This is a genomic window from Oleiagrimonas sp., from assembly GCF_027858935.1.
Taxonomy (GTDB): domain Bacteria; phylum Pseudomonadota; class Gammaproteobacteria; order Xanthomonadales; family Rhodanobacteraceae; genus Oleiagrimonas.
In genome coordinates, this window is record NZ_JAQIBU010000054.1 from 1 (window position 1) to 26,499 (window position 26,499).

26 protein-coding genes are annotated in these 26,499 nt (G+C 61.1%); 14 read left to right on the plus strand and 12 right to left on the minus strand.

The genetic code is table 11. The features are described from left to right. A partial coding sequence (locus PF446_RS02085) for a hypothetical protein (RefSeq protein WP_298069209.1) occupies positions 1–321 on the plus strand: 321 nt, incomplete at its 5' end. A gap of 233 nt (positions 322–554) precedes the next feature. Here the strand turns inward: PF446_RS02085 and PF446_RS02090 are convergent. Both PF446_RS02090 and PF446_RS02095 read right to left on the minus strand, forming a co-directional pair. Next, positions 555–1,784, minus strand: a complete 1,230-nt coding sequence (locus PF446_RS02090) for an MFS transporter (RefSeq protein ID WP_298069211.1) — start codon at positions 1,782–1,784, stop codon at positions 555–557. A gap of 39 nt (positions 1,785–1,823) precedes the next feature. After that, a complete protein-coding gene (locus tag PF446_RS02095) occupies positions 1,824–2,396 on the minus strand; it encodes a hydrolase (RefSeq protein WP_298069213.1) in 573 nt (190 codons plus the stop codon). Positions 2,397–2,475: 79 nt separating this feature from the next. Between PF446_RS02095 and PF446_RS02100 the strand changes: the two genes are divergently transcribed. The 3 genes from PF446_RS02100 (at position 2,476) to PF446_RS02110 (ending at position 6,011) form a co-directional block, all read left to right on the plus strand. After that, the gene (locus PF446_RS02100) at positions 2,476–4,005 is read left to right on the plus strand and encodes a DHA2 family efflux MFS transporter permease subunit (protein ID WP_298069258.1); all 1,530 of its coding nucleotides are present in this window, start codon (positions 2,476–2,478) and stop codon (positions 4,003–4,005) included. Positions 4,006–4,048: 43 nt separating this feature from the next. Next, positions 4,049–4,327 (plus strand): YrhK family protein, encoded by a 279-nt coding sequence (locus tag PF446_RS02105; RefSeq protein ID WP_298069215.1) that lies wholly within the window; start codon positions 4,049–4,051, stop codon positions 4,325–4,327. 316 nt (positions 4,328–4,643) lie between these two features. Beyond that, a complete protein-coding gene (locus tag PF446_RS02110; protein ID WP_298069216.1) occupies positions 4,644–6,011 on the plus strand; it encodes a GGDEF domain-containing protein in 1,368 nt (455 codons plus the stop codon). Positions 6,012–6,020: 9 nt separating this feature from the next. Here the strand turns inward: PF446_RS02110 and PF446_RS02115 are convergent, their stop codons facing one another. Beyond that, a complete protein-coding gene (locus tag PF446_RS02115; RefSeq protein WP_298069218.1) occupies positions 6,021–8,066 on the minus strand; it encodes a S9 family peptidase in 2,046 nt (681 codons plus the stop codon). Between the two features lie 238 nt (positions 8,067–8,304). Here PF446_RS02115 and PF446_RS02120 point away from each other — a divergent pair, with 238 nt between their 5' ends. The 3 genes from PF446_RS02120 to ygiD all read left to right on the plus strand — a co-directional run bounded on the left by PF446_RS02120 (position 8,305) and on the right by ygiD (position 10,598). Beyond that, positions 8,305–9,042 (plus strand): hypothetical protein, encoded by a 738-nt coding sequence (locus tag PF446_RS02120; protein WP_298069220.1) that lies wholly within the window; start codon positions 8,305–8,307, stop codon positions 9,040–9,042. A gap of 91 nt (positions 9,043–9,133) precedes the next feature. Continuing rightward, on the plus strand, positions 9,134–9,760 hold the full coding sequence (locus PF446_RS02125) for a glutathione S-transferase family protein (RefSeq protein WP_298069222.1): 627 nt from the start codon (positions 9,134–9,136) through the stop codon (positions 9,758–9,760). Positions 9,761–9,818: 58 nt separating this feature from the next. Further along, positions 9,819–10,598 (plus strand): 4,5-DOPA dioxygenase extradiol, encoded by a 780-nt coding sequence (gene ygiD, locus PF446_RS02130; RefSeq protein ID WP_298069224.1) that lies wholly within the window; start codon positions 9,819–9,821, stop codon positions 10,596–10,598. A 58-nt stretch (positions 10,599–10,656) separates the two neighbouring features. Here the strand turns inward: ygiD and PF446_RS02135 are convergent, their stop codons facing one another. Continuing rightward, positions 10,657–10,806, minus strand: coding sequence for a hypothetical protein (locus PF446_RS02135; protein WP_298069260.1), 150 nt, complete (start codon positions 10,804–10,806; stop codon positions 10,657–10,659). A 218-nt stretch (positions 10,807–11,024) separates the two neighbouring features. On the opposite strand from PF446_RS02135, the gene PF446_RS02140 reads away from it, so the two are divergent. After that, positions 11,025–12,044, plus strand: coding sequence for an LLM class flavin-dependent oxidoreductase (locus PF446_RS02140; RefSeq protein WP_298069226.1), 1,020 nt, complete (start codon positions 11,025–11,027; stop codon positions 12,042–12,044). Positions 12,045–12,133: 89 nt separating this feature from the next. Further along, complete coding sequence (locus PF446_RS02145) at positions 12,134–12,991, plus strand: PA4780 family RIO1-like protein kinase (RefSeq protein ID WP_298069228.1); 858 nt, start codon at positions 12,134–12,136, stop codon at positions 12,989–12,991. A 39-nt stretch (positions 12,992–13,030) separates the two neighbouring features. On the opposite strand, the gene PF446_RS02150 is transcribed toward PF446_RS02145, so the two are convergent. From PF446_RS02150 to PF446_RS02175, 6 genes are read right to left on the minus strand one after another with little or no spacing between them, the layout of a single operon-like run. Continuing rightward, on the minus strand, positions 13,031–13,468 hold the full coding sequence (locus tag PF446_RS02150) for an FKBP-type peptidyl-prolyl cis-trans isomerase (protein WP_298069230.1): 438 nt from the start codon (positions 13,466–13,468) through the stop codon (positions 13,031–13,033). 53 nt (positions 13,469–13,521) lie between these two features. Continuing rightward, positions 13,522–14,256 carry an ABC transporter ATP-binding protein gene (locus tag PF446_RS02155; RefSeq protein ID WP_298069232.1) on the minus strand — a complete coding sequence of 245 codons (735 nt, stop codon included), beginning with the start codon at positions 14,254–14,256 and terminating at the stop codon, positions 13,522–13,524. Between the two features lies 1 nt (position 14,257). Further along, complete coding sequence (locus PF446_RS02160) at positions 14,258–14,968, minus strand: ABC transporter ATP-binding protein (RefSeq protein WP_298069234.1); 711 nt, start codon at positions 14,966–14,968, stop codon at positions 14,258–14,260. After that, positions 14,958–15,878, minus strand: a complete 921-nt coding sequence (locus tag PF446_RS02165) for a branched-chain amino acid ABC transporter permease (RefSeq protein ID WP_298069236.1) — start codon at positions 15,876–15,878, stop codon at positions 14,958–14,960. Before PF446_RS02165 ends, PF446_RS02160 begins: the two co-directional genes overlap by 11 nt. After that, positions 15,871–16,752 carry a branched-chain amino acid ABC transporter permease gene (locus tag PF446_RS02170; protein WP_298069238.1) on the minus strand — a complete coding sequence of 294 codons (882 nt, stop codon included), beginning with the start codon at positions 16,750–16,752 and terminating at the stop codon, positions 15,871–15,873. Before PF446_RS02170 ends, PF446_RS02165 begins: the two co-directional genes overlap by 8 nt. After that, complete coding sequence (locus PF446_RS02175; protein ID WP_298069240.1) at positions 16,749–17,993, minus strand: ABC transporter substrate-binding protein; 1,245 nt, start codon at positions 17,991–17,993, stop codon at positions 16,749–16,751. Before PF446_RS02175 ends, PF446_RS02170 begins: the two co-directional genes overlap by 4 nt. Before the next feature lie 530 nt (positions 17,994–18,523). On the opposite strand from PF446_RS02175, the gene PF446_RS02180 reads away from it, so the two are divergent. The 4 genes from PF446_RS02180 (at position 18,524) to PF446_RS02195 (ending at position 23,984) form a co-directional block, all read left to right on the plus strand. After that, positions 18,524–19,504: an MBL fold metallo-hydrolase gene (locus PF446_RS02180; protein WP_298069243.1), complete on the plus strand. Its 981-nt coding sequence runs from the start codon at positions 18,524–18,526 to the stop codon at positions 19,502–19,504. A gap of 200 nt (positions 19,505–19,704) precedes the next feature. After that, complete coding sequence (locus PF446_RS02185; RefSeq protein WP_298069245.1) at positions 19,705–20,946, plus strand: HD-GYP domain-containing protein; 1,242 nt, start codon at positions 19,705–19,707, stop codon at positions 20,944–20,946. Between the two features lie 7 nt (positions 20,947–20,953). After that, positions 20,954–22,270, plus strand: a complete 1,317-nt coding sequence (locus PF446_RS02190) for a bifunctional diguanylate cyclase/phosphodiesterase (RefSeq protein ID WP_298069247.1) — start codon at positions 20,954–20,956, stop codon at positions 22,268–22,270. A 67-nt stretch (positions 22,271–22,337) separates the two neighbouring features. Further along, complete coding sequence (locus PF446_RS02195) at positions 22,338–23,984, plus strand: carboxylesterase/lipase family protein (RefSeq protein ID WP_298069250.1); 1,647 nt, start codon at positions 22,338–22,340, stop codon at positions 23,982–23,984. A gap of 15 nt (positions 23,985–23,999) precedes the next feature. Here PF446_RS02195 and trxC read toward each other — a convergent pair whose 3' ends face one another. After that, a complete protein-coding gene (gene trxC / locus PF446_RS02200) occupies positions 24,000–24,434 on the minus strand; it encodes a thioredoxin TrxC (protein ID WP_298069252.1) in 435 nt (144 codons plus the stop codon). Positions 24,435–24,741: 307 nt separating this feature from the next. After that, entirely contained in the window at positions 24,742–25,188 is a 447-nt protein-coding gene (locus PF446_RS02205; RefSeq protein WP_298069254.1) for a fasciclin domain-containing protein, read from the minus strand. 422 nt (positions 25,189–25,610) lie between these two features. On the opposite strand from PF446_RS02205, the gene PF446_RS02210 reads away from it, so the two are divergent. Further along, positions 25,611–26,468: a UDP-2,3-diacylglucosamine diphosphatase gene (locus PF446_RS02210; protein ID WP_298069256.1), complete on the plus strand. Its 858-nt coding sequence runs from the start codon at positions 25,611–25,613 to the stop codon at positions 26,466–26,468. Positions 26,469–26,499: the final 31 nt, after the last annotated feature.

Genomic DNA, 26,499 nt, shown 5'->3' on the forward strand with positions numbered 1-26,499 from the left:
CCTTCCCTGGCCTTCGCCGAAACCCTGCTGGCGCGCCCGTTACCGCTACCCGTGGGCCTGCTTTTCCATGCGGCCTATGTGATCTTCTGGTCCGTGCTGTTCGTGCGCTTCTTCCCCAGACGTACGCTGGGAACCGCCTTGATCCTCAGTGTCGCGCTCTGGCTGGTGGCCCTGCTGGTGTTCTTTCCCATCGTGGGCTGGGGTATCGCCGGCATGCACGTGAGCCCGAAACTGGCGGTGGCCGCGATCTTTCCGCACACGATGTTCTGGCTTTTCCTGTGGCTTTTGAATCGCTTCCTGCCGCCACGTCCTGAAACCTGAGTCTGCCCGCAAGACGCATGAATCCCACGGACTGGAATTGTTGCAGGGACATGCCGGGCCAAAACCCGGATCAAATGCAGCAGCAAGGCCCCATCACCAGCACCGCGTAGTGCATGTGCCTTGGGCTGCGCTGACGGGCCACATCCCTGAAACCGGCACCAGGGGCTCCCGGTCCGATGCACTCGGCAAGCATCAGGGCACGTCATGCGCCCCTGCAGGAGGTCCCGGGGCCATCATCCATTCGCTGAAGATCGCAAGGACCCGGAACGCTCGCGGCGTGTCAGACCGTAGAGCGGAAACGCAGCAGCCAGCATACCCAACGCCACGCCCAGGTAAATCGTGCCGTAGCCCATCCATACGCCCAATTGCAGGCCCACGATCGGCCCCAGGCTTCCGCCAATATCGCCGTAGACCTGATAGAGCCCGGTCGCCCGGCCTCGGGCGTGCGCCGGGGTCGTGTCGGTCAGCAGGGTCAGCATCGGGATGGTCAATGCACCGCTTCCCAGTCCAATCGTCGCGAGCGCCAGTCCCACACTCCAGTCGTGCATGGCCAGGGCCAGGCCGACAAATCCCAGAGTGGTCACAAGCGCAGCCGGCAGCAGCAGCGCGGTACGCCCGTCGTGACGGTCCACGAAAGCGCCCGAAGCCAGCGAAGCAACAGCCCGGGACACCATCAACAGAGCCATCAGCAAGCCTGCCGTACCGCTGCTTCCCAGACCCAGCACGTGCAGTCCCCGCGCATGAACCAGCACCACGAGGGTGGCCAACAGGACGCCCGATATCGCGAAAAAAACCAGCGCGTTGCTGCACCAGATCAGCTGCAGCAAAGGATTGGCAAGCATGCTGCGCCAGACTGGATCCGCTACCCCCTGGCTCTCCTCGGAGCCCGGCACGATGGCATCGGATGGCATCGCGAACAAGGCAAACAAACCCGTTGCGAAGGTCAGTATTGCTGCGCTCAGAAAAGCGTCCTCCGGCGAGGCCAGGTCGGTAATCACACCGCCAAGCAACATCCCCGCCGGCAATCCCAGCGTCATGGCCGTGCGCACGCGGCCCGTCAGCCGTCCCCGTGTAGCGGGCGAGGCGACCCCCATGACCGCCGCCAGCGCACCGACAAGGATCAGCGACGAACCGACGCCCCAGGCCACCCGGCCGGTGAGAAACCAGGCGGCCGGGGACTGCGCATGCACGGCCACGCTGAACCCGAGCACGGCCAGCGTCTCGGTGAACAGCCCGAATGCAACCGGCCAACGGGCACCGAAGCGATCCACCAGCGCACCGGTGAATGGATTGCAGGCGATCCGCGTGATGCGATTGGCGGCCAGAATCAGGCCCACCATGGCCGCCGAAAGGCCCAGTTGCATTCCCAGCACCGGAAGGATCGGAAACACTACGCCCCCGCCAATCCCGCTGAGGAATGAAATGGCCGCAATCCACCAACTGGCGCGCAGACCGTCCTGCATGCGTGAACTCAACCTCCTGCAGCTTTGATCAGGCGGACGTCAGTCCCCCTCAAATGCGATGTCGCCACTGTCCACAACGCGGGAGATCCGCGGCAGCACATGTTCGACGGCCATATCGTGCAGCGCCCTGGTTCGGCTGGCACACAGATCTCCGGCCAACACAACCGCGTAACCAAGCTCCCACGCGTGACGGGCCGTGGACTCGACGCCAAAATTGGTGGCGATGCCGCCGAGCACGATCGTGTCAATTCCGCGTCGACGCAACTGCAGGTCCAGTTCGGTGCCGGTGAAGGCACCCCACTGATGCTTGGTGATCACCAGGTCTGCGCTCTGCTGCAGCCCGTCGGCAAGCTGGCTCCAGTCGGCCGGGAGCCCTCCCTCCGGAAATGCCATCGGTTGATCCACCGGCTGGCGCGGTGCATCGGCAAAATTCGCCGCGAATGCTACGCGCACCAGGACCACCAATCCGCCGGATGAACGAAAACGCGCGGCAAGTTTCCTGGATCGCTGCAGGATTTCGGTGCCCGTATGCGGCTCCACGGGCATGGCGACAATGCCCTGCTGCAGGTCGATCAGGACCAGTGCTGTGCGGTTGGGATCAAGCGTGGGCATGCTGGACTTCCTGGCTGCTGAGGTGAACTGTGATGCAGCAATGATACCCTGAACCGCACTTTTACCTGTCATGACATCAATGAGCGACGCGCACTACCGCCCACCCAATCTGGCATTGACAACCATCGGCCTCTCGCTGGCTACGTTCATGCGCGTGCTCGATACCACCATTGCCAACGTGTCGCTGCCGACCATCGCCGGCAACCTGGGGGTGAGCTACAACCAGGGCACCTGGGTGATCACCTCGTTCATGGTCTGCATGGCCATCTCGCTGCCCCTCACCGGCTGGCTGTCGCGTCGCTTCGGCGAGGTGAAGCTGTTCGTTTGGTGCACCCTTCTGTTCTCGATCACCTCGTTCATGTGCGGTATTTCCGACAGCATAGGCATGCTGCTCTTCTTCCGCGCCATCCAGGGCGCAGTATCCGGACCGATGTATCCGGTCACGCAGAGCCTGCTGATCGCCGCCTATCCCGAGGATCGCCGCGGCATGGCACTCGCCCTGCTGGCGATGGTGACCGTGGTCGCGCCCATTGCCGGCCCGGTGCTCGGCGGATGGATCACGGACAACTACTCGTGGCCGTGGATCTTCTTCATCAACGTGCCCATTGGCATCTTCGCCAGCGTGGTCGCCGCCAGCCAGATGGGTGGACGCAAGGAGAAAACCGAGCGACCGCGCATGGACTACGTCGGCCTGATCACGCTGATCATCGGCGTCGGCGCCCTGCAGATCCTGCTCGACAAGGGCAACGATGCAGACTGGTTCCACTCCACCTTCATCGTCAGCCTGGCCGTGATCTCGGCCATTTCGCTCAGTGTGTTCCTGATCTGGGAACTCACCGACAAGGAGCCCGTGGTCGACCTGAAGCTGTTCCGGCATCGCAACTTTGCCTATGGTACCCTCCTGCTGGTGCTGGCCTACGCCGCGTTTTTCGGCATGAACCTGCTGGTACCGCTGTGGCTGCAGCGGGCGCTCAATTACACAGCCCTGTGGGCGGGATTTGCCACGGCCCCGATCGGCGTGTTGCCGGTGCTGCTGACCTTCTTCATCGGCAAGTACGGGCCTCGCATGGATTTGCGCATCATGGCTGCGGTGGCCTTCGTCATCATTGGCGTCACTTGCCTGATGCGCGCAGGCTTCAACGTGCAGGTCGATTACGAGCACATCGCACTGGTGCAGTTGCTGCAGGGGCTGGGCGTGGCCTTGTTCTTCATGCCGGTGCTGACGATCCTGCTGTCGGACCTCAAGACCAGCGAAATCGCTTCCGGCTCGGGACTGTCGACCTTCCTGCGCACGCTGGGCGGCAGCTTCGCGGCCTCCATCACCACCTTCCTTTGGGATCGCCGCTCCGTGGTCCATCATGCCCAGTTGGCCTCGCACATCACGCCCTACAGCCCCATCAGCCGGGCCGCCCTGCAACATCTCGGGCACAGCCATACCCAAAAAGCCGCAGCCATGATCAACCAGACCATCACCGTGCAGAGCTTCCAGATGTCGTTCAACGACATCATGCACGTGCTGGGTTGGATCTTCATCGGGCTGGTACCCGTTCTGTGGCTGACACGGCCGCCCTTCCATGGACGCTCGCGCGTGCCCGCGGGAAAATCGTGAGCGTGGCCCATTCATTTCCTGCAGCCATCGTGAGACCCGTTCCATGTCCAAACCCTTCGAAACCGATCGCAACGCCAGCTCCCGTCACCGACGTATCTACGGACGCTACGAGAAGCTCTACACGCTGAACGATTTCATGGCCGCGCTGTATTTCGTGGTCGGCTCGATCATGTTTTTCCAGGCCAGCCTGGCGTATCCGGCCATCTGGTGCTTCACGCTGGGGTCGTTCCATTTCATCCTGAGGCCGACGATCAAGGTGGCACGGGAGTTTCACCTTGCAAGCCTTCCTTTACCGGGTGACATGCAACCGCCGCCCCGGTGAAACTGATCTCAAGGATCGTGACGGGAGCACTTTTTGCCTCATCCAGCCCCGGATAAGCTGAACCTGGACGCCGCGCGCGCATCCCTTCCATTCAGGTTCACACCATCAACGTCATGTACATCCCGCCACAGATGGGCAACGCCTCCGGCTACGCTGGCGGCCATTCAAACTTTTTCCGTTGTGCATGGCGGGCGCGATCAGCCTGCCGGCAACAACCCGTCTCACCTGCACTGCTTGAAACTGTAGGATAGTCACTGGAGCCGGCCTGTTTCTTGCGACTTCCCTGAGATCGCCCGCCACACGCATGTTGGATGCAATGGACAACGATCGCCTCGCACGACTTATTGATCTGCTGCTCGATCCGGTCTGCATCGTTGATCCCGGAAATCATTTCGTGTTCGTCAACGCAGCTTTCGAGCGCGTGTTCGGGTATGCGCCCGAAGAGATCATTGGACGCGACATGATCGAACTGGTGCATCCTGACGACCGCGAGAACACTCTTGAAACGGTTGCACTGATCATGGCTGGCCATCCGCAGCCGCATTTCGAGAATCGTTACGTGCACAAGGACGGACACGTGGTGCACGTCATGTGGTCCGCGCGTTGGTCCGAGACGGACCAGCTGCGACTGGCCGTGGCACGCGACATCAGCGAACTCATGCGTGCCCGCAACCTGCAGGACGCGCTATACGAAATTTCCGAAGCCGCCCACGCGAGCGAGGATCTATTCAGCCTTTACCAGCATATCCACGCCATCATCGGCCGCCTGCTGCTGGCGGAGAATTTCTTCGTCGCGCTGTATGACGCCCGGGAAAACATGCTGAGCTTCCCGTACTTCGTCGATGCCTATGATGCACCGCCGCCACCGCTGCCTTTTGACTCGGGCACGCTGAGCGCGGAGCTGATACGCAGTGGCAAACCACTGCTGATTCATCCCGGGATACCCGAGACGCCCGCGCTGGCGAAATTGCCAGGGCATGGCCATGACAAATTGAACTGGTTGGGTGTTCCCCTGAACACCAAGCAGGGAGTGATCGGCGCTATTGTTGTTCAAAGTTACTCTGAAACAAAAAGTTACAGCACAAAAGACATGGAGCTTCTGCAATTTGTCTCGACCCAGGTCGCTGCAGCGATCGAACGCAAGCAGGCGGAAACCCGGCTGCGCCACCTGGCGCGGCACGATACGCTGACCGACCTGGTCAATCGCGAGACTTTCCATGACCGGCTGGAATCGGCGTTGGAATATGCGCGTGCGAAGGAACAGTCCCTGGCTGTGATCTATGTCGACCTTGACGGGTTCAAGCAGGTCAACGACAACTACGGCCATGCCGTTGGCGACCAGCTGTTGCGCCAGGCCGCACGCAGGATGGTGCGCTGCCTGCGCGAGACCGATACGGTCGGACGCGTAGGCGGGGATGAGTTCACCATATTGATCGAAGGCCTGCAGCGCCCCGCCCTGGCCGAGTTTGTGGCGAAGAAGATCCACACCGCGTTGACCCAGCCCTTCAAACTCAGTGGACATACGATTCGCGTCACGCCGAGCATCGGCATCGCCACCTCCCCCGAACACGGCCAGGAGAAAAAGCAGCTCATTCACCACGCCGACGACGCCATGTACGAGGCCAAACGCAACGGTGGCAACCGCATCCGCATGACCACTACAACGGACGATGCCGGCGACTGAACGCCGGGGTTACTTCAGATAGGTCTTCATCCACCCGATCCAGCGCCGATACACATCGGTTTGTCGCACGATGTCCGGCGGAAAATGCGTGTCTGCCGGATAGGCGATGAATTTCACCTTCACGCCGTGGTCGCGCAGTGCGTGATACCACTCGTAGCTGTTGACCAGCGGCACATTGGGATCACCCACGTCTCCCATGATCAGGGTGGGAGCCTTGACCCTGCTTGCAGCTGCGATCGGTGACTGCTTGCGCCAGATGTCGTGGTATTTCGCCGTCCACGGGGAGCCGCCGAAGAAATACAGATCACCCGTCTGGTAGTAGGAAATGGTGTAGTCCATGACCCAGTCGGTCAACGAGGCGCCAGCTACTGCGGCCTTCCACGCCGAAGGATAGTGTCCGCTCAGCCAGGTGGTCATATAACCGCCATAGGACCAGCCCGAGACGCCAATGCGGTCGCCATCGACGATGCCCAGTTTTTTCACCGCATTTAGTCCCGCCATCACGTCCTCGCCCGGCCCCTTCCCGGTGTCGCGGTAGATCGCGTGCTGATAAGCATCACCCAGGTTGATGCTGCCGCGGTAGTTCGGCTGGAAAACCAGAAAACCGGATGCCGCAAGCAACTGCGGAAGTGACGAGAAACCAATGCCACTGGCACCCTCGGGACCGCCATGGATGACCAGCACCAGGGGATAGGTATGGCCCTTCTGGAAGTCGACCGGATAGGTCAACACACCATCCTCGTGGAACCCGTCCGGGCCGTTCCACTCGATCGAGGTCGTGCGCCCCAGGCGCAAATGGTCCACGAAAGCATTGACATGGGTGAGTTGCTGCGGCTTGGCGCGCGATGAACGCATCACGTACAGCTCGCCGGGATGGCTTGCCGTGCTTCCCACGAATGCGATGCTGCCATCATTGGCGACGCTGAATGCCGCGCTTGCCTGTACCCCATGCAGGTCCAGCTGTTGCGCCGGACCATGCAGCGGCTGCAGCCAGAATACCGCGTGCGTGCCCTTGTCACCTTCCAGCAGAAGGTCCTTTCCCCGGGACATCCAGGCATAGGCATTGATGTTGCGCGCCAGATCCGCAGTCACATCACTTGTCGTGCCCCGGGAACCTGCGTAGACGGCAAACCCGTTGTTCTGGTCGCCGCCCCGGGGTCTCATGAAGGCATAGCGGTCGCCATGCGGGGCGTAGCGCATGTCGGCAGCGCCTTCGGCGGGCACCAGCTTGTGGGGCGGACCACCATCGACGGAAACTTCATCGACCACTGATTTGTAGGAAGGTCCCCAGTAGGGTCCGGGGAAACGCGTAAAAGCAATCGTCTTGCCGTCATTGCTCCATGCCGGCTCAGGCGTGACGTCCTGCTGGTCGGTGGACAGGCTGTAGCTGCCATGGGTCAAGCGCTTGGCCTTTCCGCCGTCACTGGCCACTACCCACAAATGCGTGGGAGCCAGCGCCTTGCGCAGCTGGAAGTTGCCGTCGGTGACCTCGAAGGCGTCATCATGATGCTTGATGGCCTTGGCATGGACCGGGGCATCGCGCGTGAGGTAGGCGATACGCCGGTCGTTCGGGCTCCAGGAAAACGAAGTCACGCCACGCTTGGCGTCGGTCACGCGCCGAGCGTCCCCGCCACGCATGGACATCACGAACACCTGCCGCTTCGGGTCCGCGTCACCCGACTTGTCCCCTGCCTTGCCCGACTCGGATGGCATCGCCTGGCTTTGGGCCAGAAAGGCCAGCCGCGCGCCGTCGTGGGACCAGCGCAGCGAACCGATCTGGCGACGATGCCAGGTCAGGCTGCGTGCCTTGCCGGTAGCCACATCGACCAGCTCGATGTGCTGCTCGTCCTTGTCAGTCTTCCAGTTTGGCGTCGACACCACCAGAGCAACCCGTTTCCCGTCCGGTGAAATACGCGGCTCGCCAAGCCGGACCAGCTTGCGTAGGTCGCCAAGCTGGAATTGTGCAGGCTTGGCGGAACGTGCATGCACCGGCGCGGACAGCGAAACCACGAACGTGACGGTGGCGGCAAGGAACAGATATCGCAGCATGGTCATGAATGAATTCCGTGGCCAGAAAAGTTTCCAGTATAGGCCGAACGCGAAGACCAGCAATCCGGGGATGCAAGACGCGGCATTGCGGCACATCCAAGTGCGTCCTGGATGCGTATGCATGGATGCAAACAAACCCGTCCCCACGTGACCCGGACCGTTCCACCATCTTCCCCCCTACGGGACGGTCCGGGTCATCTCGAACGGGTATCTGCCCCCTTAGCCTTCAATTCGAGGTCGTTCCATGGTCAAGCTCGCGATCCTGCACCAGACATTGCCCACCTACATGCAACAAACTCCACCCGAGGAAAGCCGGCATCTGGAGGTCGTACTCAACGCATCGGACCTGGAGACCTTCCACAAGGGCCTGCAGAGTGTTCAACCACGCGTCCTGGTGCTCGACCTGTCCTTGCTCGGAAGCTTTCCGGAAAAGCAGGTGAGGGCCCTCGAAGAAGCCATAAAGCCTGACTTGACCATGATCGTGTACGCCTTCGCCAAGTGGGAAGTGGTGGAAGCACTTCGCGGCGAGAAACGTCACGTGCTGCGTGCGCCCATCAGCGTGCGCGCCCTGCGCGCCAACCTGGTCAACCTGATCGTGCGCAGCCTGGTGCACAATCCAGCGCGGCCTGCGGCACCGGCAACCGCGACTGCGGTGGGCGCCCTGCCCACCGAACCGCCGCCGAAACGTCGCTTCGATGATGTGCAACTGGCACGCTTGCAGGAAGTGATTCCCAACGTCGAATGCGAGTGCCCCAACCAGGTTGCGGACCTTGTGCTGGCACTTAACGCCTTCGAAAACTACTCGCACGCCTGCAAGAACCGAAATGCCGACGACGCAAAGGTTCACGCCATGCTGGCCCGCGTGACGGGCCATGCACGCGCCTTGATGGAAGCGGCCATGACCGAGCTGTGTGCATTCGAGAAGATCGATGTTGGCCACCTCCCACACCGCGACGTATCCGCGCCAACAAACGCCGGATAGCTCTTTCAACCAAGGTCGGTCTCGCGATGCAGTGCGTCGTATGCCAGCATGGACGCATGACATACGACGCAATCGAACTGGCCCGACCCAAATGAAACTGCATACGTACGAATCCGCACCCAGTCCGCGCAGGGTGCATCTTTTCCTCGCATACAAGGGCATTGAACTGCCGACAAGGACGGTCGATCTGCGCGAGCACGAGCAGTGGGGGGAGGACTTCCTGCGCCTCAATCCGCGCGGCACTGTTCCGGTGCTGGAACTGGACGACGGCAGTGCATTGTCCGATGGCATTGCCATCTGCACCTATCTTGAACACCTGTACCCGGAGCGGCCCCTGATGGGTACGGGCCCCGAGCAGCAGGCGCGCGTATTGAGCTGGCACATGCGGATCTACATGGACGGGTTCCTGTCCTGTGCGAACGCCCTGCGCAACAGCCACCCGGCGTTCGCGGGACATGCTGATATGGGGCCACGTCCCTGCGAACAGATCCCTGCGCTTGCCGAACGCGGAAAGCAGCGGCTGCACCAGTTCCTGCATGACATGGATCACGAGCTCGCCAACCGCGACTTCCTGCTTGGCGATACCTTCAGCATGGCCGATATCGACCTGCTGGTGGCACTGGATTTCAGCCGCAGATTGCATCTCGAACCCGAGACGGATATTTCGCACCTGAACGCATGGCGTTTGCGTACCGCACATCGACTGGACATCGACTGAACCCCGCAAGCCGACGGGACTTGGCGGTCATGGTCGCTGCAACATCAGCTGGCATCTCATGACACAACGCATCCCCGCCCTGTTCATCGGCCACGGCAATCCGATGAACGCCCTGCTCAGCAATCCCTGGACCGAAGGCTGGGCGGCCATCGGTGCGAGCATCCCTTTGCCGCGTGCAGTGCTCTCGATTTCCGCACACTGGTACCTGCCCGGAATTGCGGTGACATCCATGCGCAGACCGCGCACCATCCATGACTTCGGTGGATTTCCCCAGCACCTTTATGAGCTTGAGTACCCGGCACGCGGCGATCTGCAGCTCGCTCATCGCGTTCGCGAGTTGCTGGATCCGGTCCCCGTGGAAGCGGATCTGGGCTGGGGCCTTGACCACGGCACCTGGTCGGTACTGTGTCACCTGTACCCGAAGGCCGACATACCGGTGGTGCAGCTCAGCATCGATGCCTCGAAAACGGCGATGTTCCATTATCGCCTGGGCCAATCGCTGCGCCCATTGCGCGACGAGGGCGTCCTGCTGATGGGCAGCGGCAACATCGTACATAACCTGGGCGCTTATGCATGGAGCCGGTCTTCGGTGCAGCCGTTCGATTGGGCCCAACGCTTCGAGTCACGCTGCCGCGCTCTGATAAGGCAACGTGAGCATGCTGCGCTGGTGGACTACGAAGGCCTTGGCGAGGTCGCGGCGATGTGTATCCCGACTCCGGAACACTACCTTCCCTTGCTGTACGTGCTTGGCGCGGCGCACGAGTCAGATGCCATCCAATTCCCCGTCGAAGGCATCGACGGCGGTTCGATTTCGATGCTGGCTGTGCAGATGGGCTGAACCGGCAGCCTATACTGAACCGGAGTTTCAGCACTTCAGGCAGTCGCACGCGCGTGGTTCAGACGTGCTTCTTTCCGGACGCGGTCAGGTCGGCCATGACCGCGGTGTGTGAATGCTCTTTCTTCGCATGCTTTGCGGCACGCTTTTCCTTCAGCGTCAGCGCCGGTTTCTTCATCGCGTTCTTTTTCGCATTCAAGCCCTTGCTCATATCGATCCCCTTCGAGGATGCTCACACACAAGCGGTCTGGACTGTGTCTGGTTGCGCGCGCGGCCACCAAAAACGCGTCGCAAGGATAGTCTACGCTTATGCACGGTCTGCAACGCAACTGTGTCAAACATGTGGGACCAGCGGGTGCATGCGACTGGCAAGGGACCGGTTCTATTTTGGTGCTTGGCATGTAGCACGTACGCCCCCAGATCATGCCCATGAGATTGCAAGCACAGACTCCCGTTGATTTTTCGCTGCTGGACCTGGCCCCGGTGACCGAGGGCAGCAATCCGGCTCGCGCCTTTGAAAACAGCCTGGACTTGGCGCGGCATGCCGAGCGACTGGGCTACCGCCGCTACTGGCTGGCCGAACACCACAACATGCCCGGAATCGCCAGCGCCGCCACTGCAGTGCTGATCGGCTATATCGCCGCCGGCACTTCATCGATCCGTGTCGGTGCCGGCGGCATCATGCTGCCCAACCATGCGCCGCTGCAGGTCGCTGAACAATTTGGCACCCTGGCTTCGCTGTATCCGGATCGCATCGACCTGGGCCTGGGCCGTGCTCCGGGGACCGACCACGCTACCGCGCGAGCCTTGCGCCGCTATTTTGACAGCGCCGAGCAGTTTCCGAATGACGTGGTGGAACTGCTGGAGTATTTCGAGCCGGCCGCGCCGGATGCGCCGGTGCGCGCCGTGCCTGGTGAAGGTTTGAGGGTTCCGGTCTGGCTGCTGGGCTCGAGTCTGTTCAGTGCCGGCCTGGCAGCGCGCCTGGGGCTTCCGTTCGCCTTCGCCTCGCATTTTGCACCCGATGCCGTGGACGAGGCCCTGGCGGTATACCGTCGCAACTTCCGTCCCTCGCAATGGTTGCAGGCTCCGCATGCCATGCTTGGTCTGAACGTGGTGGCCGCGGACAGTGATCGCGAGGCCCAACGCCTGTTCACCACCCAGCAGCAGAGCTTCGTGAAGCTGCGTCGCGGCCAACCCGGACGGATTCCGCCGCCGATCGACGATATGGAGGCATTCTGGTCACCGGCCGAAAAAGCCATGGTCGAACGGGCCCTGGCCTGCGCCGCAGTGGGCGATGCCGCTACCGTGCGCCAGGGCATTGAAGATTTCATCTCGCGTCACCGTCCAGACGAACTGCTGCTGACGGCCAACATTTTTGATCATTCTGCCCGGGTCCGCTCGTTCGAGATCGCCGCGAAAGTGCGCGACAGGATCACCGATGCTGCCTGAACCATGCCGGGCTGCAGCCGGTATCATGCTGACCTGTCCGTCCTGAAGCGTCGCTTCCTCCTCTCCCATACCCGCAAGACGTGCCCCGAATGAAGACACCCCCCGGCCTGCAGGCCCTGATTGAAGATGGCGTGATCGACCAAGTCCTTCGACCGCTCAAGAGCGGCAAGGAAGCCTCGGTATACGTGGTCCGCGCAGGCGACGATGTTCGCTGCGCCAAAGTCTACAAGGATCTTCGCCAGCGCAGTTTCCAGGCCCGCGCGCAATACCAGGAAGGCCGTAAAGTCCGCGGCAGCCGTCAGGGACGCGCCATGGCGCGCGCCAGCGCTTTCGGGCGCAAACAGGCCGAGGAGGCATGGAAGAACGCCGAGGTGGACGCGCTGTACCGGCTCAGCGACGCCGGGGTGCGCGTGCCCAGGCCCTTCGGCTTCTTCAACGGGGTACTGGTGATGGAACTGGTGACCGACGCCGATGGCCACGCCGCGCCGCGCCTGGGCGAGGTGGATCTGGATGCAGAAACCGCCCGCAGCTATCACCGGTTCCTGATGCAGCAGGTGGCACGCATGCTCTGCGCCGAGTCGATTCACGGCGACCTGTCCGAATACAACGTCCTGGTGGGTCCGGACGGACCCGTGATCATCGACCTGCCGCAGGTGGTCAGCGCCTCGGGCAACAACGCCGCACGCCAGATGCTGCGCCGCGACGTGGGCAACCTCACCATCAGCCTTTCCCGCTTTGCGCCGGAACTGCTGGACACGCATTACGGCGAGGAGATGTGGGCGTTGTTCGAACGTGGCGAGCTGCATCCGGACAGCGCACTGACAGGCCGTTTCGAATTCGACGAATCCACGGCCGACGTCGACAGCGTGATGCAATCGATCATTGATGCCCGCCAGGAGGCGCTGATCCGTCAGCAGGGACGCGAAGCGGCGGAAGAGGACCTTTGAGCCTGTTTGAGCCTGCGGTCAGGCTCCGAGCCAGCGGTGTCAGCGCGGCGTGGCGTCCACCAGCTCCACGTCAAAGACCAGTGAAGCGCCCGGCGGGATCACGCCACCTGCCCCCCGTTCTCCGTACGCCAGCTTGGCGGGAATCATCAGGGTGCGCGTTCCGCCCACGCGCATGCCGACAATCCCCTTGTCCCAGCCGGCGATGACCTGACCCTTCCCCAGCACGAAGGAAAACGGCGCGCTGCGGTCGCGCGAGCTGTCAAAGCGGGTGCCGTGGTCGTGCGGCGCATCCTTGTCGTACAGCCAGCCGGTGTACTGCACCAGCACATCCATGCCCGGACGCGCTACGCGTCCGCTGCCCACGGTATGGTCGATGATGCCAAGCGAATCCACGTGACCGCTCATGTGCACCTTCGGCGCACGGCCACAGGAGACCAGCATCACGGCCAGCAGGACGAGGACAATCGATTTGCGCATGGAGCCATTCCAAACCATCACGCGGGCATCATCAACATCCACACGATCCGTGTCTATGCCGAGGCCTCGCCCAGATGGCCATCGCGGACTCCGAAATAGGCCCGGCGAACAGCGTCCGAGGAACCCAGCTCGTCGGCGTCCCCGTGGGTGACGATGCGCCCCCCTTCCAGCACGAAACCGTAATCGGCCTGCTGCAGGAACAACACGTTCTGTTCGGCGATGAGAAGACTCAATCCCTCGGCATGCGCAACTCCCAGTATCTCGATGACTTCCTTGACGTATTTCGGGGACAATCCGGCGGAAGGTTCGTCCATCACCAAGAGACTGGGTTCGCTCATCAGGGCCTTGGCCACGCCGAGCATCTTGCGCTGCCCCCCCGAAAGCGAACCGGCCAGACTGCGCCGCTGGCGAAGCAGGTCAGGAAACAGCTCATACATGCGCTTGATGCGGGTTTCCATGTCCCTGCCCTTGAGGAAATATCCGCCCATGCGCAGGTTGTCGAGCACGCTCAGGTCCGGGAACACGCCCTGCTCGGACATGAACGCCATGCCCCCGCGAATGCGCTTTTCAGTGGGTTCGGCGGTGATGTCCCTGCCGTGAAAGGTGATCGATCCCGACCAGGCCGGCAACAGGCCCACCAGCGTCCGCAACAGGGTGGTCTTGCCGGCCCCATTGGGACCCAGGAGCACGACCGACTTGCCCTCGGGGATGTCGATATCCACGCCCCAGAGCACCTTGACGCCGTCATATCCCGAGTGGATCCCTTTTCCGCTGAGAATCGCGCTCATCTCATCCTCCCAGGAAGGCTTCGATCACGCGGGGATCCTCGGTCGCCTGCGCCAATTTTCCGGTAAAAAGGGTATTGCCGGCATCCATGACCACGAGCCGGTCGGTGACCTGGTCAAGAAAATCCATCAGATGCTCGACCACCAACAGGGCCATGCCCTGATTGGCATAGCCACGCAGCCGTTGCGCCATGGCGGAAAGCTCCTCCGGATTGAGCCCGGCACCGATCTCGTCGACCAGCAGCAGGCGCGGCTTGGTGGCCAGCGCACGCGCCAGACCAAGCATCTTCTGCTGGCTGCTGTTGAGCGTCCTGGCCGGCTTGTCGGCGAATTCGGCCAGGCCTGTGTCTTCCAGCAAGGTCATGGCATCGGCGTGCTCACCGCTGCCATAGTGCGCGGCCACCAGCACGTTCTCATGTACCGTCAGCCCCGGAAATGGCCGCGGCACCTGGAATGTACGGTTGATCCCCTTGCGCACACGCCGATAGGTGGCGCGATGATGGATATCTTCACCGGCGAAGCGAATGCTTCCGCCGTCAATGCGGAATACCCCGGTGATGGCATTGATGCATGTGGTCTTGCCCGAACCGTTGGGTCCGGCCAGCCCCAGGATCTCGCCCGGATGAAGGTCGAAGGAAACCCCGTTCAGGGCCTTCAGGCCTCCGAAACTCTTCTCAAGATTCCCGACTTCGAGGATAGGTGCATCAGGGGACATCGACACCTCGACGTTTCAACAGCGACACCAGCCCGTTGGGCAGGAAAAGCACCAACAGCACGATCAGCAAGCCGTAGGCGATCTGGAAATATTGCGGCGTGGAAATACCGATGTAGTTGTACAAGCCGTAAAGGATCAGGGTTCCGATGATCGGCCCGATCAGCGTACCGATGCCGCCAAACAGGATGAACACGATGGTGAACACGCCGATGGTCAGGCTGAATACGGTTTCCGGATAGAACACCGAGATGTACCAGCCGAAGGTCGCCCCGGCGAGCCCGGCAATGAATGCCGAAAGAAGCCAGGACAGCGATCGCATCTGCACCACGTTGACGCCAGACATGGAGGCGCTGAGCGGATTCTCCCGGATCGCCGAAAGTGCAAGCCCAAACCTGGAACGCCGGATGATGCCGGAAGTCACCAGCGACAATGCCAGTATCCCCAGCATGGTCCAGTAGGCTGCGTTTGCATCGTAGGCCTGCGGCATGCTGATGCCATAGGGCCCCTGGGTGATTTTCTCCAGGTGCGGGTTGGCAACCACGTAGTACAGCGCCTCGGATGCGGCCAGGCTGGCAATCGAGAAATAGGCCCCCGACAACCGGAACAGCGGGATCAGTACCATGCCGAACAGCACGGCGGTCAGACCGCCCACCAGGACCGCAATCAAAGGCATCCAGTGCAGAAAGATGATCACCAGCGCACCGGCATAGGCACCGGCACCGAAGAAGCCGACATAGCCGAACGGCAGGTAACCGGTATAGCCATAGATGATATTCAGCCCCTGTGCCAGGGCCATGTACATCATCATGTTGAACAGCAGGAACTGGTTGTCATACAGCTTGGGCACCACAATGAAGGTGACCAGCGTGATCGCCGTGACGATCGCGGTACTGCGCCATCCCTTAAGCACTGCGCACCTTCCTTCCCAAAAGGCCGCTTGGCTTGACCAGGAGAATGGCGATCAGCAGCACATAGGGAAACAGTTGCGCCCAGGAGGTCAGGAAGGTCTGCATCAGCATCAGGGCCTCACCGAATATAAGGCCGCCGAGCACCGTGCCCAGTGGGTTGCCCAGCGAACCGATCACAATGATCACAAACGCCATCACCGTGATGTGCAGGCCCATGGATGGCTCGATGGCACCGAGCATGAAGGGGCTGAAAATGCCCGCCAGCGCCGCCGAGGCAATGCCGACACCAAAAGCCAGCACCGAGACGCGATTGACCGAGATACCGGTCACCACAGCCTCGTCGCGGTCGGTCATGATCGCCCGCGTGGCGCGGCCAATACGGCTGCGGTAAAGGTACAGGTAGATCGCCACGATACCGGCCAACCCGATGCCGGCGCTGACCACCCAGGACAGCGGAAACACCTGCCCGAGCAGATGCAGCGGCCGGGTTCCGAACACCGCATCAGGAATGGAATGCTGGTCGTTTCCGAAGGCAAAAACCGCCAGGGCCTCGATGACCTGGGACAGGCCGAAAAACAGGATGAACGAGAGCATTTCCGGATCATCCGATCTCTGCAACCGCGGCACCAGCAGGTAATAAATCGGCAGGGCCAGTAAAAAAAAAACCACCAGTTCGATAGGCACGGCCCACAGCGGATTCCAGCCCAGCAGGGTGTACAGGTAAAAAGCGCCGTACGCCCCGAGCATGAGAAAAGCGCCATGCGCAAGATTGATGATGCGCATGACGCCGAAGATCAGATTGAGGCCGATCCCGACCAGGGCAAAATACAGCCCGTAGAAGAGACCGGCCAGCAATGCATAAACCAGAAGACTCATGGATTGGCCGGTTGCGGGTACACGTATTTGGCCGCTGCATTCTTGAGCGGGAAGACCGGCAACAGTGCAAGTCCCTTTTTGGTCGGAAGCACCTGTCCGACGGGCAGCGATTCACCAATCTGCGCCCCCTCGGCATTGACCTTGAACAGTCCATCGAGAGTGAAGATCTTGCCGGAGAACGTATCAATGCTGTCGCGCAGCGACTCCTGGGTGAACTTCGGTGCCTCCGCGAGTGCCTTGCCCATGATCAGACCGGTGTTGTACCCGGCGACCGTGGACAGATCGATATTCTTGCCCCCCGCCTTGGTATACGCCGCCTCGAACCGATCCAGGGTGGGACCGAAATTGACCTGCTTGTTGTAGCGGATCAGGGGCGGAGCAACATACGAATATACATTTTTGATCGCCGCATCACCGACCGCATTGCGCACGACATCGAAGTGCAATGCCGGATTGGGCACGAACATCATCTTGAAATGCAGGCCCGAGCTTGCGTAATTCTGCAGGAAGGCGATGTCGTTGGTGCTGTAACCGAACTCGGCGACCGCTTCCGGGTTCGTCGCCGCGATACGACGCAGGATCGTCGAATAGCTGGAGGTACTGTCCGGCACCGACTCGTAGAAGGTGACTTCCACGCCCAGGCTCTTGAGGGTGGAGTTCAGTGTGTCGGCCTGGGATCCCGACCAGTCATTGGATGCGTACAGGATCGCCACCTTCTTGATGCCCACATGCTGCATGAAATCGGCCAGCACCTTGGGCCACTCCGAGGAAGTCGGCAAGCCGGTCAGGACAATATAGCGATTCTTGTCTTTTGGCTCGAAGAATTTCCCGGAAGTGCCTGTTTCATCGAACAAGAGAACTTTGTGCACTCGTGCAAGCGGAATCGCCACCGAAGTCAGCACCGAGCCGTAATCGGCAACCAGCAAGTTGACGCGGTCCTGGGTGATCAGACGGTTGTACAGGCTGGCCGCCAGCGTGGTGGAGCTCTGGTCGTTGTAGGCCACCAGCTTCACCGGGATCTTCTTGTCGAAAGCCTTCACGTAGACGCCGCCCTTGGCGTTGATCTCCTTGGCCCAGTACTTGAGACCGTCATACTGACGAGTCGAAGCCTGGGAGAATTTTCCCGAGCCGGCATACAGCGTGCCGATCTTGATCATGCTGGGCGGGGAAGCCCAGACGGCAAACGATGCGGCCAAGGCGGCCGCGACAAGCAACGAACGCATCACAGACCTGCGCAACATGACTCTTCTCCTGCTCTCGTGGATGAGGGTAATCGCCTCGATCATCCGTCACGCTGGACGTCGACCTACAGCAGGCCATGCACCATGAACTCGTTTCGCACGTGACTACCGCACGCCGGGGCAAATTTCCTGAAGCTTCCGTCTTCTCGTCCGGCATGGGCGCAACGGTTTGTCGACAAACACGCGTGTCGACAAGCATGTACCACCACACCACACTTGCTCAGCAGCCTGGTCCCGTCAATGTAGACCTTGGTATGAAATGCTTCATAAAACGATGCAATACAATTACTTGGGATAAAAAGAACAGGCAATTCAAGGACCGACGCGACATCGGCGCATCATGTCATCCGTGCAACATCCGATATTCGCCTGCTACTCGTAGCAAGGAGGGGCTAAAGAACCCGCAGCGATCCATGACCCTGAACCCGCCCTGTGTCTGCATGCTTAGCATTGTGCTACCCATGGCCGAATCCAGATTCCATGATCGGGCTTATACGGCTGTCAAGAACATCCATACAAGGATTTGAAGCATGTTTTCAATGCAAAAGCTCACCCGCAAGATGGGACTCGCGATGCTCGCCATCAGCGCCAGTCTAGCTCTTGCACCAATCGGGCCTGCCCTGGCATCAGCTCCCATGGCCCACAAGGCCGCACCCGGCTTCTACCGCATCATGCTCGGGGACTTCGAGGTCACCGCACTGTCCGACGGCACGGTCAAGCTACCGGTCGACAAACTGCTGAAGGGGATCAAGCCGGCCGCCATCGACAGGATCCTGGCGGCGCATTTCGAGTCTTCGCCGCTCGAGACCTCGGTCAACGCCTATCTGGTCAACACCGGAACCCGTCTCGTGCTGATCGATACGGGTGCCGGCAACCTGTTAGGACCGACCCTGGGCAAGGTTCTTGAAAACCTCGAGGCTTCCGGATACCGCCCGGATCAGGTCGACGAGGTACTGATCACGCACATGCACTCGGACCACGAGGGCGGCTTGGTGACGAAAGGACACATGACCTTTCCCAACGCCACGGTCTGGGTCAACAAAAAGGATGCCGATCATTGGCTGGATCCGGACAGGATGGCCAACGCAGCCAAAGACAGGAAGGGCGCATTCAAGAACGCCATCGCCTCGTTCAAACCCTATATTGCAGCCGGTCACTTCAAGACCTTCACTGGGGATCAGCCATTGGTACCGGGGATCCGCGCGCTTCCCGAGCCCGGCCACACCCCTGGGCATACGGGGTATCTGGTCACAAGCAAGGGCCACACACTGCTGGTATGGGGCGACATCATTCACGTTCAGGCCGTGCAGTTCGACCATCCTTCGGTCACCATTGGTTTTGACAGCGTTCCCGCACAGGCGCGCTCTACGCGCATGAACGTCCTCGCCAAATCGGCCTCAGGCGGATATCTGATCGCAGGCGCACATATCGCATTCCCGGGCCTCGGACATGTGCGCAAGGCGGCGCAGGGATACACGTGGATCCCGGTCAACTACAGCGTTCCACGTTGACATGGCGAGGCCGCAACTGAGCTTCCACCCAACGGGGCCGCATCGCGGCCCCGATTTTTTGCAAACCCGGAAGATCGTCGCACGCAACACAGCATGCGCCCACCCGCGCAGGATGCATCAGCGCCGGGGCGCGTCCCCCTTTGTTCAGAGCGTTTCCTAAGCTAATCTCTAGCGTGTCGACAGGGGACGCCAGTTTGCTCATGAACGCATCATCACAAGAGCTCAGGATCGACGTGCATGGCGTGCGCGTAGGCATGTACGTCTCCCGCCTGGACCGCCCCTGGATCAACACCCCCTTTCTACTGGAAGGCTTCCTGGTTTCCAGCAGTGAGGAAATCGAGGATCTTCAGCGTTACTGCAAGTCGGTCTATGTCGATGTCACGCGTGGCCAATCGCCGGAACTGCGCTATGTTCAGCTTGAGCAGGAAGGCGGCCAGCAAAATAACCGAAACGAGTTTGCGGCCATGGGCAAGACCTTATGGAAGCAAATCACCGAGTTCGAGGACGAACTGCCCAAGGCACGTGATGCCCACAAGATACTTCGAGCGGGCATCGAGGAAATCATGGAGGACTTGCGCCAGGGCCACAGCCTGCAACTGAGCAAGCTGAGCAAGGGTGTCGATGCGATGGTCAACTCGATCACGCGTAACCCCAATGCTTTCGGATGGCTCCGCGAGATCAAGCGCAAGGACAACTATGTCTATCACCATGCGCTGTCGTGTTCAGTCTGGGCTGCAAGTTTTGGCCGCCACCTTGGGCTGATTCACGACGAACTGACGGAACTGACCCTGGCCGGACTGCTGTTTGACGTGGGCAAGACGCGTCTGCCCTTGGAAATGTTGAATATGCGTGGTCGCTTCAGCGATGAGGATCACGCCGTCATGCAGACGCATGTGCAGCACAGCCTGGACATCCTCGAAAAGACGTCCGATATCTCGCCGAAAATCATCGAAGCCGTGGCCACCCATCACGAACGCCACGACGGCAGCGGATATCCCAATGGCCTCAGCCGGGACTCGATACCGATCTACGGTCGCATCCTGGGCCTGATCGACAGCTACGATGCCATGACCAGCATTCGTCCGCACATGCCGAGTCGCTCGCCGCACCAGGCGGTGATGGACCTGTATGAATCTCGCGGCACCCTGTTCCAGCCAGAATTGGTGGAACAGTTCATCCAGACCAGCGGCATCTATCCCACCGGTTCGCTGGTGGAGCTTACCGATGGACAGGTCGGCGTGGTCACTACCGTGCATAACCTGAAGCGCCTGCGCCCCACGGTCATGCTGCTGCTGGATGCCGAAAAACAGCCACTGAAGGAGTTCAATTCCGTCAATCTGGCGGCACGCAATCCGGCTGGAGAGGGCTACGCACTTGGCATCAAGTCGGGCCTGCCCCAAGGGGCTTTTGGCATCGATCCCACCGATCTGTTCATCGACTGAGGCCAGCATGACCGAAGGTATCGACGAACTGACTCGATTGCGCAACCGGCTCAATTTCACAGCGTTGCTTGACCAACAGATTGCGTACGCAGACAAGAGTCACGGCGCGCTTGCGCTGATCATCATCGACATCGACGGCTTTTCCCACATCAATGCAGCCAATGGCTATGCCATGGGCGATGACGTCTTGCGCCACATGGGCCGACAACTGCGCCAGGTCATGCGCAAGCAGGACTATGCCGGTCGCATCGGTGACAACCGTTTTGCACTGCTGCTTCCGCAGGTGCACAACCTTGGCCACACCGAGCTGGCCGTGCACAAGCTGACCCGTCTTCTGGAACCGCCCCTGCGACGGGACGATACGTATATCGCCATCCGATTCACGGCCGGCGTTGCGCTGTATCCAAGCCATTCCGATCATGGCGAGTACCTGTTGCGGCTGGCAGAGATCGCGCTGGGCACCGCGCGAACGCAGGGAAGGCGCTATCAGTTCGCCGAGGCCACACAGGTTCTGCATGACCTGTCCGATCACTGGGAGCTGGAAATGCAACTCGGAAGCGCGATCGAGAATGGTGAACTGCAGATGTACTACCAGCCGCAGGTACATATCCCGGATCGTCGTCCCATCGGCGCCGAAGCCCTCATGCGTTGGCACCGCAGCGACGGACAGGTGCTGTCGCCGGAACTGTTCATCCCTCTGGCCGAACGGACCGGACAGATCAAGAAAGTCACCATCTGGGCCCTCAACACGGTGTTGCGACAGGCCGGCGAGTGGCGTCGTGACCTGGGAACGCTTTCAGTGGCGGTCAACCTCCCGGGGCAACTCGCACTGCAGCCGGACCTTTCCGAACTGGTCGAGCACGCGATGCATCTGTGGGGCAAGGACCATATCAAGCTGGTACTGGAAATCAGCGAGCGCACCCTGATGGACCGCGACAGGGGACGCGACAACCTGATGCAGCTGCGCAACCTCGGACTGCGCATTTCCATCGACGACTTCGGCACCGGGTATTCCTGCCTGGCCTACTTCAAGAACATCCCTGCGGATGAACTCAAGATCGACAAGTCCTTTGTCGGTGCGCTTCTGACCGACAATGCCAGCGAGGACATCACCACCTTGATCATCAATCTGGCGCACCGCTTCGGCCTTACCGTGGTGGGCGAAGGTGTCGAGAATGAGCGCACCCTGGACATGCTGGAAAACCTGGGCTGCGACGTGGCCCAGGGCTACCTCTTCGGCAAGGCGATGCCGCCGGATGCCTTCATGAACTGGCTGCGGGCACAACAGAGCCTGGAGGAGGCCCGGGGAAGCGGGCTGATATGACGCTATCCGCGGGTCTGCCTGTGTCGCCGGCCCGTTGTGCACACCCGCTCGCTTACGGAATCCCATCTTGCCATCCCTAACCTGCCATCATCTCGCCCCTCGCCCGCTTTTGAATCGACTGCTGGCGACCAGCATCGTGCTGTCCTGCATGATCATCGGCAGTGTGCAAGCGCACGCCCGTCCCCACGGACCTGCCATCGTCCGGGTTCATGCAGGCCTGCTCCAGGGGCGCAACATCGGCGCCGGGGCAACCCGTCTTCGCGTATTTCAGGGCATTCCCTATGCCGCACCGCCAGTCGGCAACCTGCGCTGGCGCCCACCGCAGCCTGTTGCCGCCTGGACCGGCGTACGCAAGACCACGCACTTCGGGCCGCGCTGCATGCAACCGCCGATCTTCAGCGACATGGTGTTCCGTTCCGACGGCATGAGCGAGGACTGCCTGTATCTGAACGTGTGGACCCCCGCGAAGACGTCCGGCGCCAGGCTTCCGGTGCTGGTGTATTTCTACGGCGGCGGGTTCCTCGCCGGGGACGGTTCGGAGAATCGCTACGATGGCGCCAGCCTGGCGCGCAAGGGTATCGTCACCGTCACCGTCAATTACCGGCTCAACGTGTTCGGCTTCCTTGCGCTTCCTGCACTTGCGAACGAGTCACCACAGCATGCCTCGGGCAACTATGGCCTGCTGGACCAGCAGGCCGCGCTGCGCTGGGTGCATGCCAACATCGCCCGCTTTGGCGGCGACCCGGAGCAAGTCACTATCGGCGGCGAATCGGCCGGCTCCATCTCGGTCAGCGCACAGATGGTCGCGCCGGCTTCCCGTGGCCTGTTTGCACGCGCCATCGGCGAAAGCGGCGCCCTGATCGCGCCCATTGCAGCGGTTCCCCTGCGCCAGGCCGAACAGGAAGGCAAGACATTTACCCGCCAGGTCGGGGCCGATTCGCTTGGTAAGCTGCGGGCCATGCCGGCCAGGACCCTGCTTGCGGCGGTGACCGCAAAGGACGCGCCATCCTTCCAGCCCGACATCGACGGGCTGTTCCTGACCGAACAGCCCTTGTCCACCTACCAGGACGGAAGACAGGCCCATGTGCCACTGCTGGTCGGCTCCAATTCGCAGGAAGGTTTCTATCCGTCGCTGCTCAAGGGCGCCACACCGACGCCGGCGAACTACCACGAGGCGCTCCGGAAGCTGTTCGGCGACCGAGCCGATCGGGCTCTGGAACTGTATCCGGGGCATGACGAGGCCCAGGTCAAGCGCTCGGCCACGGCATTGATGGGTGACATGTTCATCGCCCACAGCACCTGGCGCTGGATGGACCTGCAGCACCGCACCGGCAAGGCACCGGTTTATTATTATTATTTCAGCAAGGCGCGTCCGGCCATGCGCCACCCGCCGCCCGGTCACACGCCCGACCCCGGAGCCGTGCACAGCGGCGAGATCGAATACGCCTTGGGCAACCTGTCCAGCAACAAGGTCTATGCCTGGACCGCGCACGACTACAAGGTCTCGCGGATCATGCAAGGCTATTTCGCCCGCTTCATCAAGACCGGCAACCCCAATGGTCCCGGATTGCCAACATGGCCCCGTGTGCACGCGGCCCAGGGGGGTCTGCTGCGCCAGGAAATCGGCGTACCCACTCGCACCGAGATTGATCACGGCGCCGCACGACAGCATTTCCTGAGCCGCTATTACACGACTCATCCGAGCCATGGATGACGTTCCTGGAACGTTTTACAAGTGAGCAAGAGCCCAGCGCTGAATGTCGGCGGCCCCCATGGCGCCGGACTGGCGGGCGACCTCGCGGCCGTTGCGGATCAGGATCAGGGTCGGGATCGAGCGGATGGCAAACCGCGTGCCGAGTGATTGCTCGGCCTCGGTGTCGACCTTGACCAGCCGCATCTGTGGCTCGAGCTGCCGTGCCGCCTGTTCGAATGCCGGCGCCATGGTCCGACATGGGCCGCACCATGGCGCCCAGAAATCCACCAGCAGCGGGAGCGTGCCCTGCTGGACATGGCGGTCGAATCGCGTTTCACCCAGAGCAATAGGATGCCCCCCGAACAATTGGGCATGACAAGTGCCGCAGGCCGGGCCGTCGGCCAGACGCGCCTCGGGTACCCGGTTGACTGCATCGCAATGGGGACAGACCACAAGCACGGATGAAGACATGATCAAATGGACTCGAAAGGTCGATATGGGCTTATAGATGGGGGCATGTCGCTCTTGTCCAAGGCGCATGCATGACCGAACCCGTTGCCCCGTTTCGGATACCGTCTCTCAAGGCGTCGGCTAAGCCACGAACAGGCTTGACGCTGCCCCATGGCGACGTCGGCCCACGCTGGAACTGATGCTCTGCATGCCGCCCACGGCAGCCAGGACATGTCCTGTGGATCAACCCGGGTCACACCCCAAAAAATCGCGCGGCGAAGATTTCCCCTCGCCGCGCGAATGCCGTGTGGTGCATTGAAGTCGAAGCTCAGTGCCTGGTATGCGACTTCCCTGGCTGGATCACCTTGTCGATGCCTTGCAGCACACCGTTGGCTGACTTGATCTGCATGCCGACCATGTGGGCACCATCGATGCTCATCTTGCTGCCATCCTTGCGGATATTGGTGGTGTCACCCTGCATCATCCGGGGATGACTGGCTTCCTTGACATCTGCCGGAATGAACATGCCCGGCAACACGTGATATTTGAGTACCGAAATCAGTTCAGCCTTGTTTTCCGGCTTCAACCAATTTTCCAGCGTGCCTTTGGGCAACTTTTCGAACGCTTCATCCGTCGGTGCGAAGACAGTGTAGGGGCCTTCTCCCTTGAGGACATTGGTCAACTCGGCGGCATCCAGCGCCTTGCAGAGGGTCTTGAACGAACCCTGGGCGACAGCTGTGTCGACAAGATTGGACTTGGAAGCATGCATATTCATGATGTTTGCCTTTGAGCGGGGACCTGCAGTGCAGATCCGGAGCGGCCGAGGCCGCAACCCGAATAATCCGGGAAAGTACTCAGTGGCGTTAGGCAGCGAACCGCAAATCTGAGCGCTGCAGTGGAAGTGGATACTCCGCAGCCCCTGAAGTATGTGCGCCAGGATGTTACCTCGAGGTAACACACATCAAACTGCTGGATCTCCCGTTCATCTTGAGGGCGTTGCGAGCAGGCATGGCTTGCAAAATGCCGGTTTTCGTCGGCCCTGAATCACATCGGGTCAAGCCCTCCCTGTTCGCAAAAGGAAGCGAATGGCTGCGTCGGCCTGCATCAACGGACGCAACCTAGCTGTAACCGCCGCGCCATCGGATGGTTACCCAGGTCATGCAAGCTGGTGCCACGGCAGACACCGGGGATTGCGCCATGCAACGCACGAAGCTCCGTTCCATATTCATCTCCGACGTGCATCTGGGCACGTCCGACTGCAAGGCGGCCTACCTGCTGGATTTCCTGCGCACGGTACGCTGCGAGCACCTGTACCTGGTCGGCGACATCATCGACCTGGAGTCGCTGACGCGACGCCAATGGTGGCCCCCGGAACACACGGCCGTGCTGCTGGAACTGCTCGAAATCGTTCGCCGCGGCACTCGCGTGACCTACATCCCGGGCAACCACGATGCATCGATGCGTGAGCTCACCGGGGAATCGATCGCCGGCATCCGGGTTGTGCTGGATGCGGTACACGAAGGGGCCGATGGCCGACGTTACCGCGTCAGCCATGGCGACGAATACGATCCCGAGCAGTTCGGCCGCGACTGGATGCTTTGGCTGGGCGAGGCCATGCATCGCTTCATTTGCTGGACCAACCGGCGCATGTACCACTGGCGCCAGCGGCGTGCCAAGCCCTACCTGCCGCTCTCGATCATCATCAAGTCGCACGTGGGACGTGCCGTGGACTATATCCGCGCTTTCGAGGCCCGCGTGGCAGAGCGTGCCCGCAAGGACGGTTTCGACGGCCACATCTGCGGGCACATCCATTTTGGTCATGTGCGCAGGATCAACCAGGTGCTGTACCTCAACGATGGGGACTGGGTCGAGCACTGCACGGCCATTGTGGAGGACATGACCGGCGCCATGGAACTGGTGCACTGGTCCGAGTCGGCCACAGCCCTGGGCCGGGCAAGTCGCGAAATCGTGCTGCCCTCGCCCGCCGCAGCACTGGCGCTGGCGCCGCTCGCGGCCATGTCCAACGATCTCTCCGAATTGCAGCCTGCGGCCTGAACCGCCGTACGATCATGCACTCGACAATGCC

What these genes read in the sequence shown, in the direction of transcription:
- PF446_RS02090 (WP_298069211.1), bottom strand. Translation starts at nt 1,784, where the DNA reads ATGCAGGACGGTCTGCGCGCCAGTTGGTGGATTGCGGCCATTTCATTC.
- PF446_RS02095 (WP_298069213.1), bottom strand. Translation starts at nt 2,396, where the DNA reads ATGCCCACGCTTGATCCCAACCGCACAGCACTGGTCCTGATCGACCTG.
- PF446_RS02100 (WP_298069258.1), top strand. Translation starts at nt 2,476, where the DNA reads ATGAGCGACGCGCACTACCGCCCACCCAATCTGGCATTGACAACCATC.
- PF446_RS02105 (WP_298069215.1), top strand. Translation starts at nt 4,049, where the DNA reads ATGTCCAAACCCTTCGAAACCGATCGCAACGCCAGCTCCCGTCACCGA.
- PF446_RS02110 (WP_298069216.1), top strand. Translation starts at nt 4,644, where the DNA reads ATGGACAACGATCGCCTCGCACGACTTATTGATCTGCTGCTCGATCCG.
- PF446_RS02115 (WP_298069218.1), bottom strand. Translation starts at nt 8,066, where the DNA reads ATGACCATGCTGCGATATCTGTTCCTTGCCGCCACCGTCACGTTCGTG.
- PF446_RS02120 (WP_298069220.1), top strand. Translation starts at nt 8,305, where the DNA reads ATGGTCAAGCTCGCGATCCTGCACCAGACATTGCCCACCTACATGCAA.
- PF446_RS02125 (WP_298069222.1), top strand. Translation starts at nt 9,134, where the DNA reads ATGAAACTGCATACGTACGAATCCGCACCCAGTCCGCGCAGGGTGCAT.
- ygiD (WP_298069224.1), top strand. Translation starts at nt 9,819, where the DNA reads ATGACACAACGCATCCCCGCCCTGTTCATCGGCCACGGCAATCCGATG.
- PF446_RS02135 (WP_298069260.1), bottom strand. Translation starts at nt 10,806, where the DNA reads ATGAGCAAGGGCTTGAATGCGAAAAAGAACGCGATGAAGAAACCGGCG.
- PF446_RS02140 (WP_298069226.1), top strand. Translation starts at nt 11,025, where the DNA reads ATGAGATTGCAAGCACAGACTCCCGTTGATTTTTCGCTGCTGGACCTG.
- PF446_RS02145 (WP_298069228.1), top strand. Translation starts at nt 12,134, where the DNA reads ATGAAGACACCCCCCGGCCTGCAGGCCCTGATTGAAGATGGCGTGATC.
- PF446_RS02150 (WP_298069230.1), bottom strand. Translation starts at nt 13,468, where the DNA reads ATGCGCAAATCGATTGTCCTCGTCCTGCTGGCCGTGATGCTGGTCTCC.
- PF446_RS02155 (WP_298069232.1), bottom strand. Translation starts at nt 14,256, where the DNA reads ATGAGCGCGATTCTCAGCGGAAAAGGGATCCACTCGGGATATGACGGC.
- PF446_RS02160 (WP_298069234.1), bottom strand. Translation starts at nt 14,968, where the DNA reads ATGTCCCCTGATGCACCTATCCTCGAAGTCGGGAATCTTGAGAAGAGT.
- PF446_RS02170 (WP_298069238.1), bottom strand. Translation starts at nt 16,752, where the DNA reads ATGAGTCTTCTGGTTTATGCATTGCTGGCCGGTCTCTTCTACGGGCTG.
- PF446_RS02175 (WP_298069240.1), bottom strand. Translation starts at nt 17,993, where the DNA reads ATGTTGCGCAGGTCTGTGATGCGTTCGTTGCTTGTCGCGGCCGCCTTG.
- PF446_RS02180 (WP_298069243.1), top strand. Translation starts at nt 18,524, where the DNA reads ATGTTTTCAATGCAAAAGCTCACCCGCAAGATGGGACTCGCGATGCTC.
- PF446_RS02185 (WP_298069245.1), top strand. Translation starts at nt 19,705, where the DNA reads ATGAACGCATCATCACAAGAGCTCAGGATCGACGTGCATGGCGTGCGC.
- PF446_RS02190 (WP_298069247.1), top strand. Translation starts at nt 20,954, where the DNA reads ATGACCGAAGGTATCGACGAACTGACTCGATTGCGCAACCGGCTCAAT.
- trxC (WP_298069252.1), bottom strand. Translation starts at nt 24,434, where the DNA reads ATGTCTTCATCCGTGCTTGTGGTCTGTCCCCATTGCGATGCAGTCAAC.
- PF446_RS02205 (WP_298069254.1), bottom strand. Translation starts at nt 25,188, where the DNA reads ATGAATATGCATGCTTCCAAGTCCAATCTTGTCGACACAGCTGTCGCC.
- PF446_RS02210 (WP_298069256.1), top strand. Translation starts at nt 25,611, where the DNA reads ATGCAACGCACGAAGCTCCGTTCCATATTCATCTCCGACGTGCATCTG.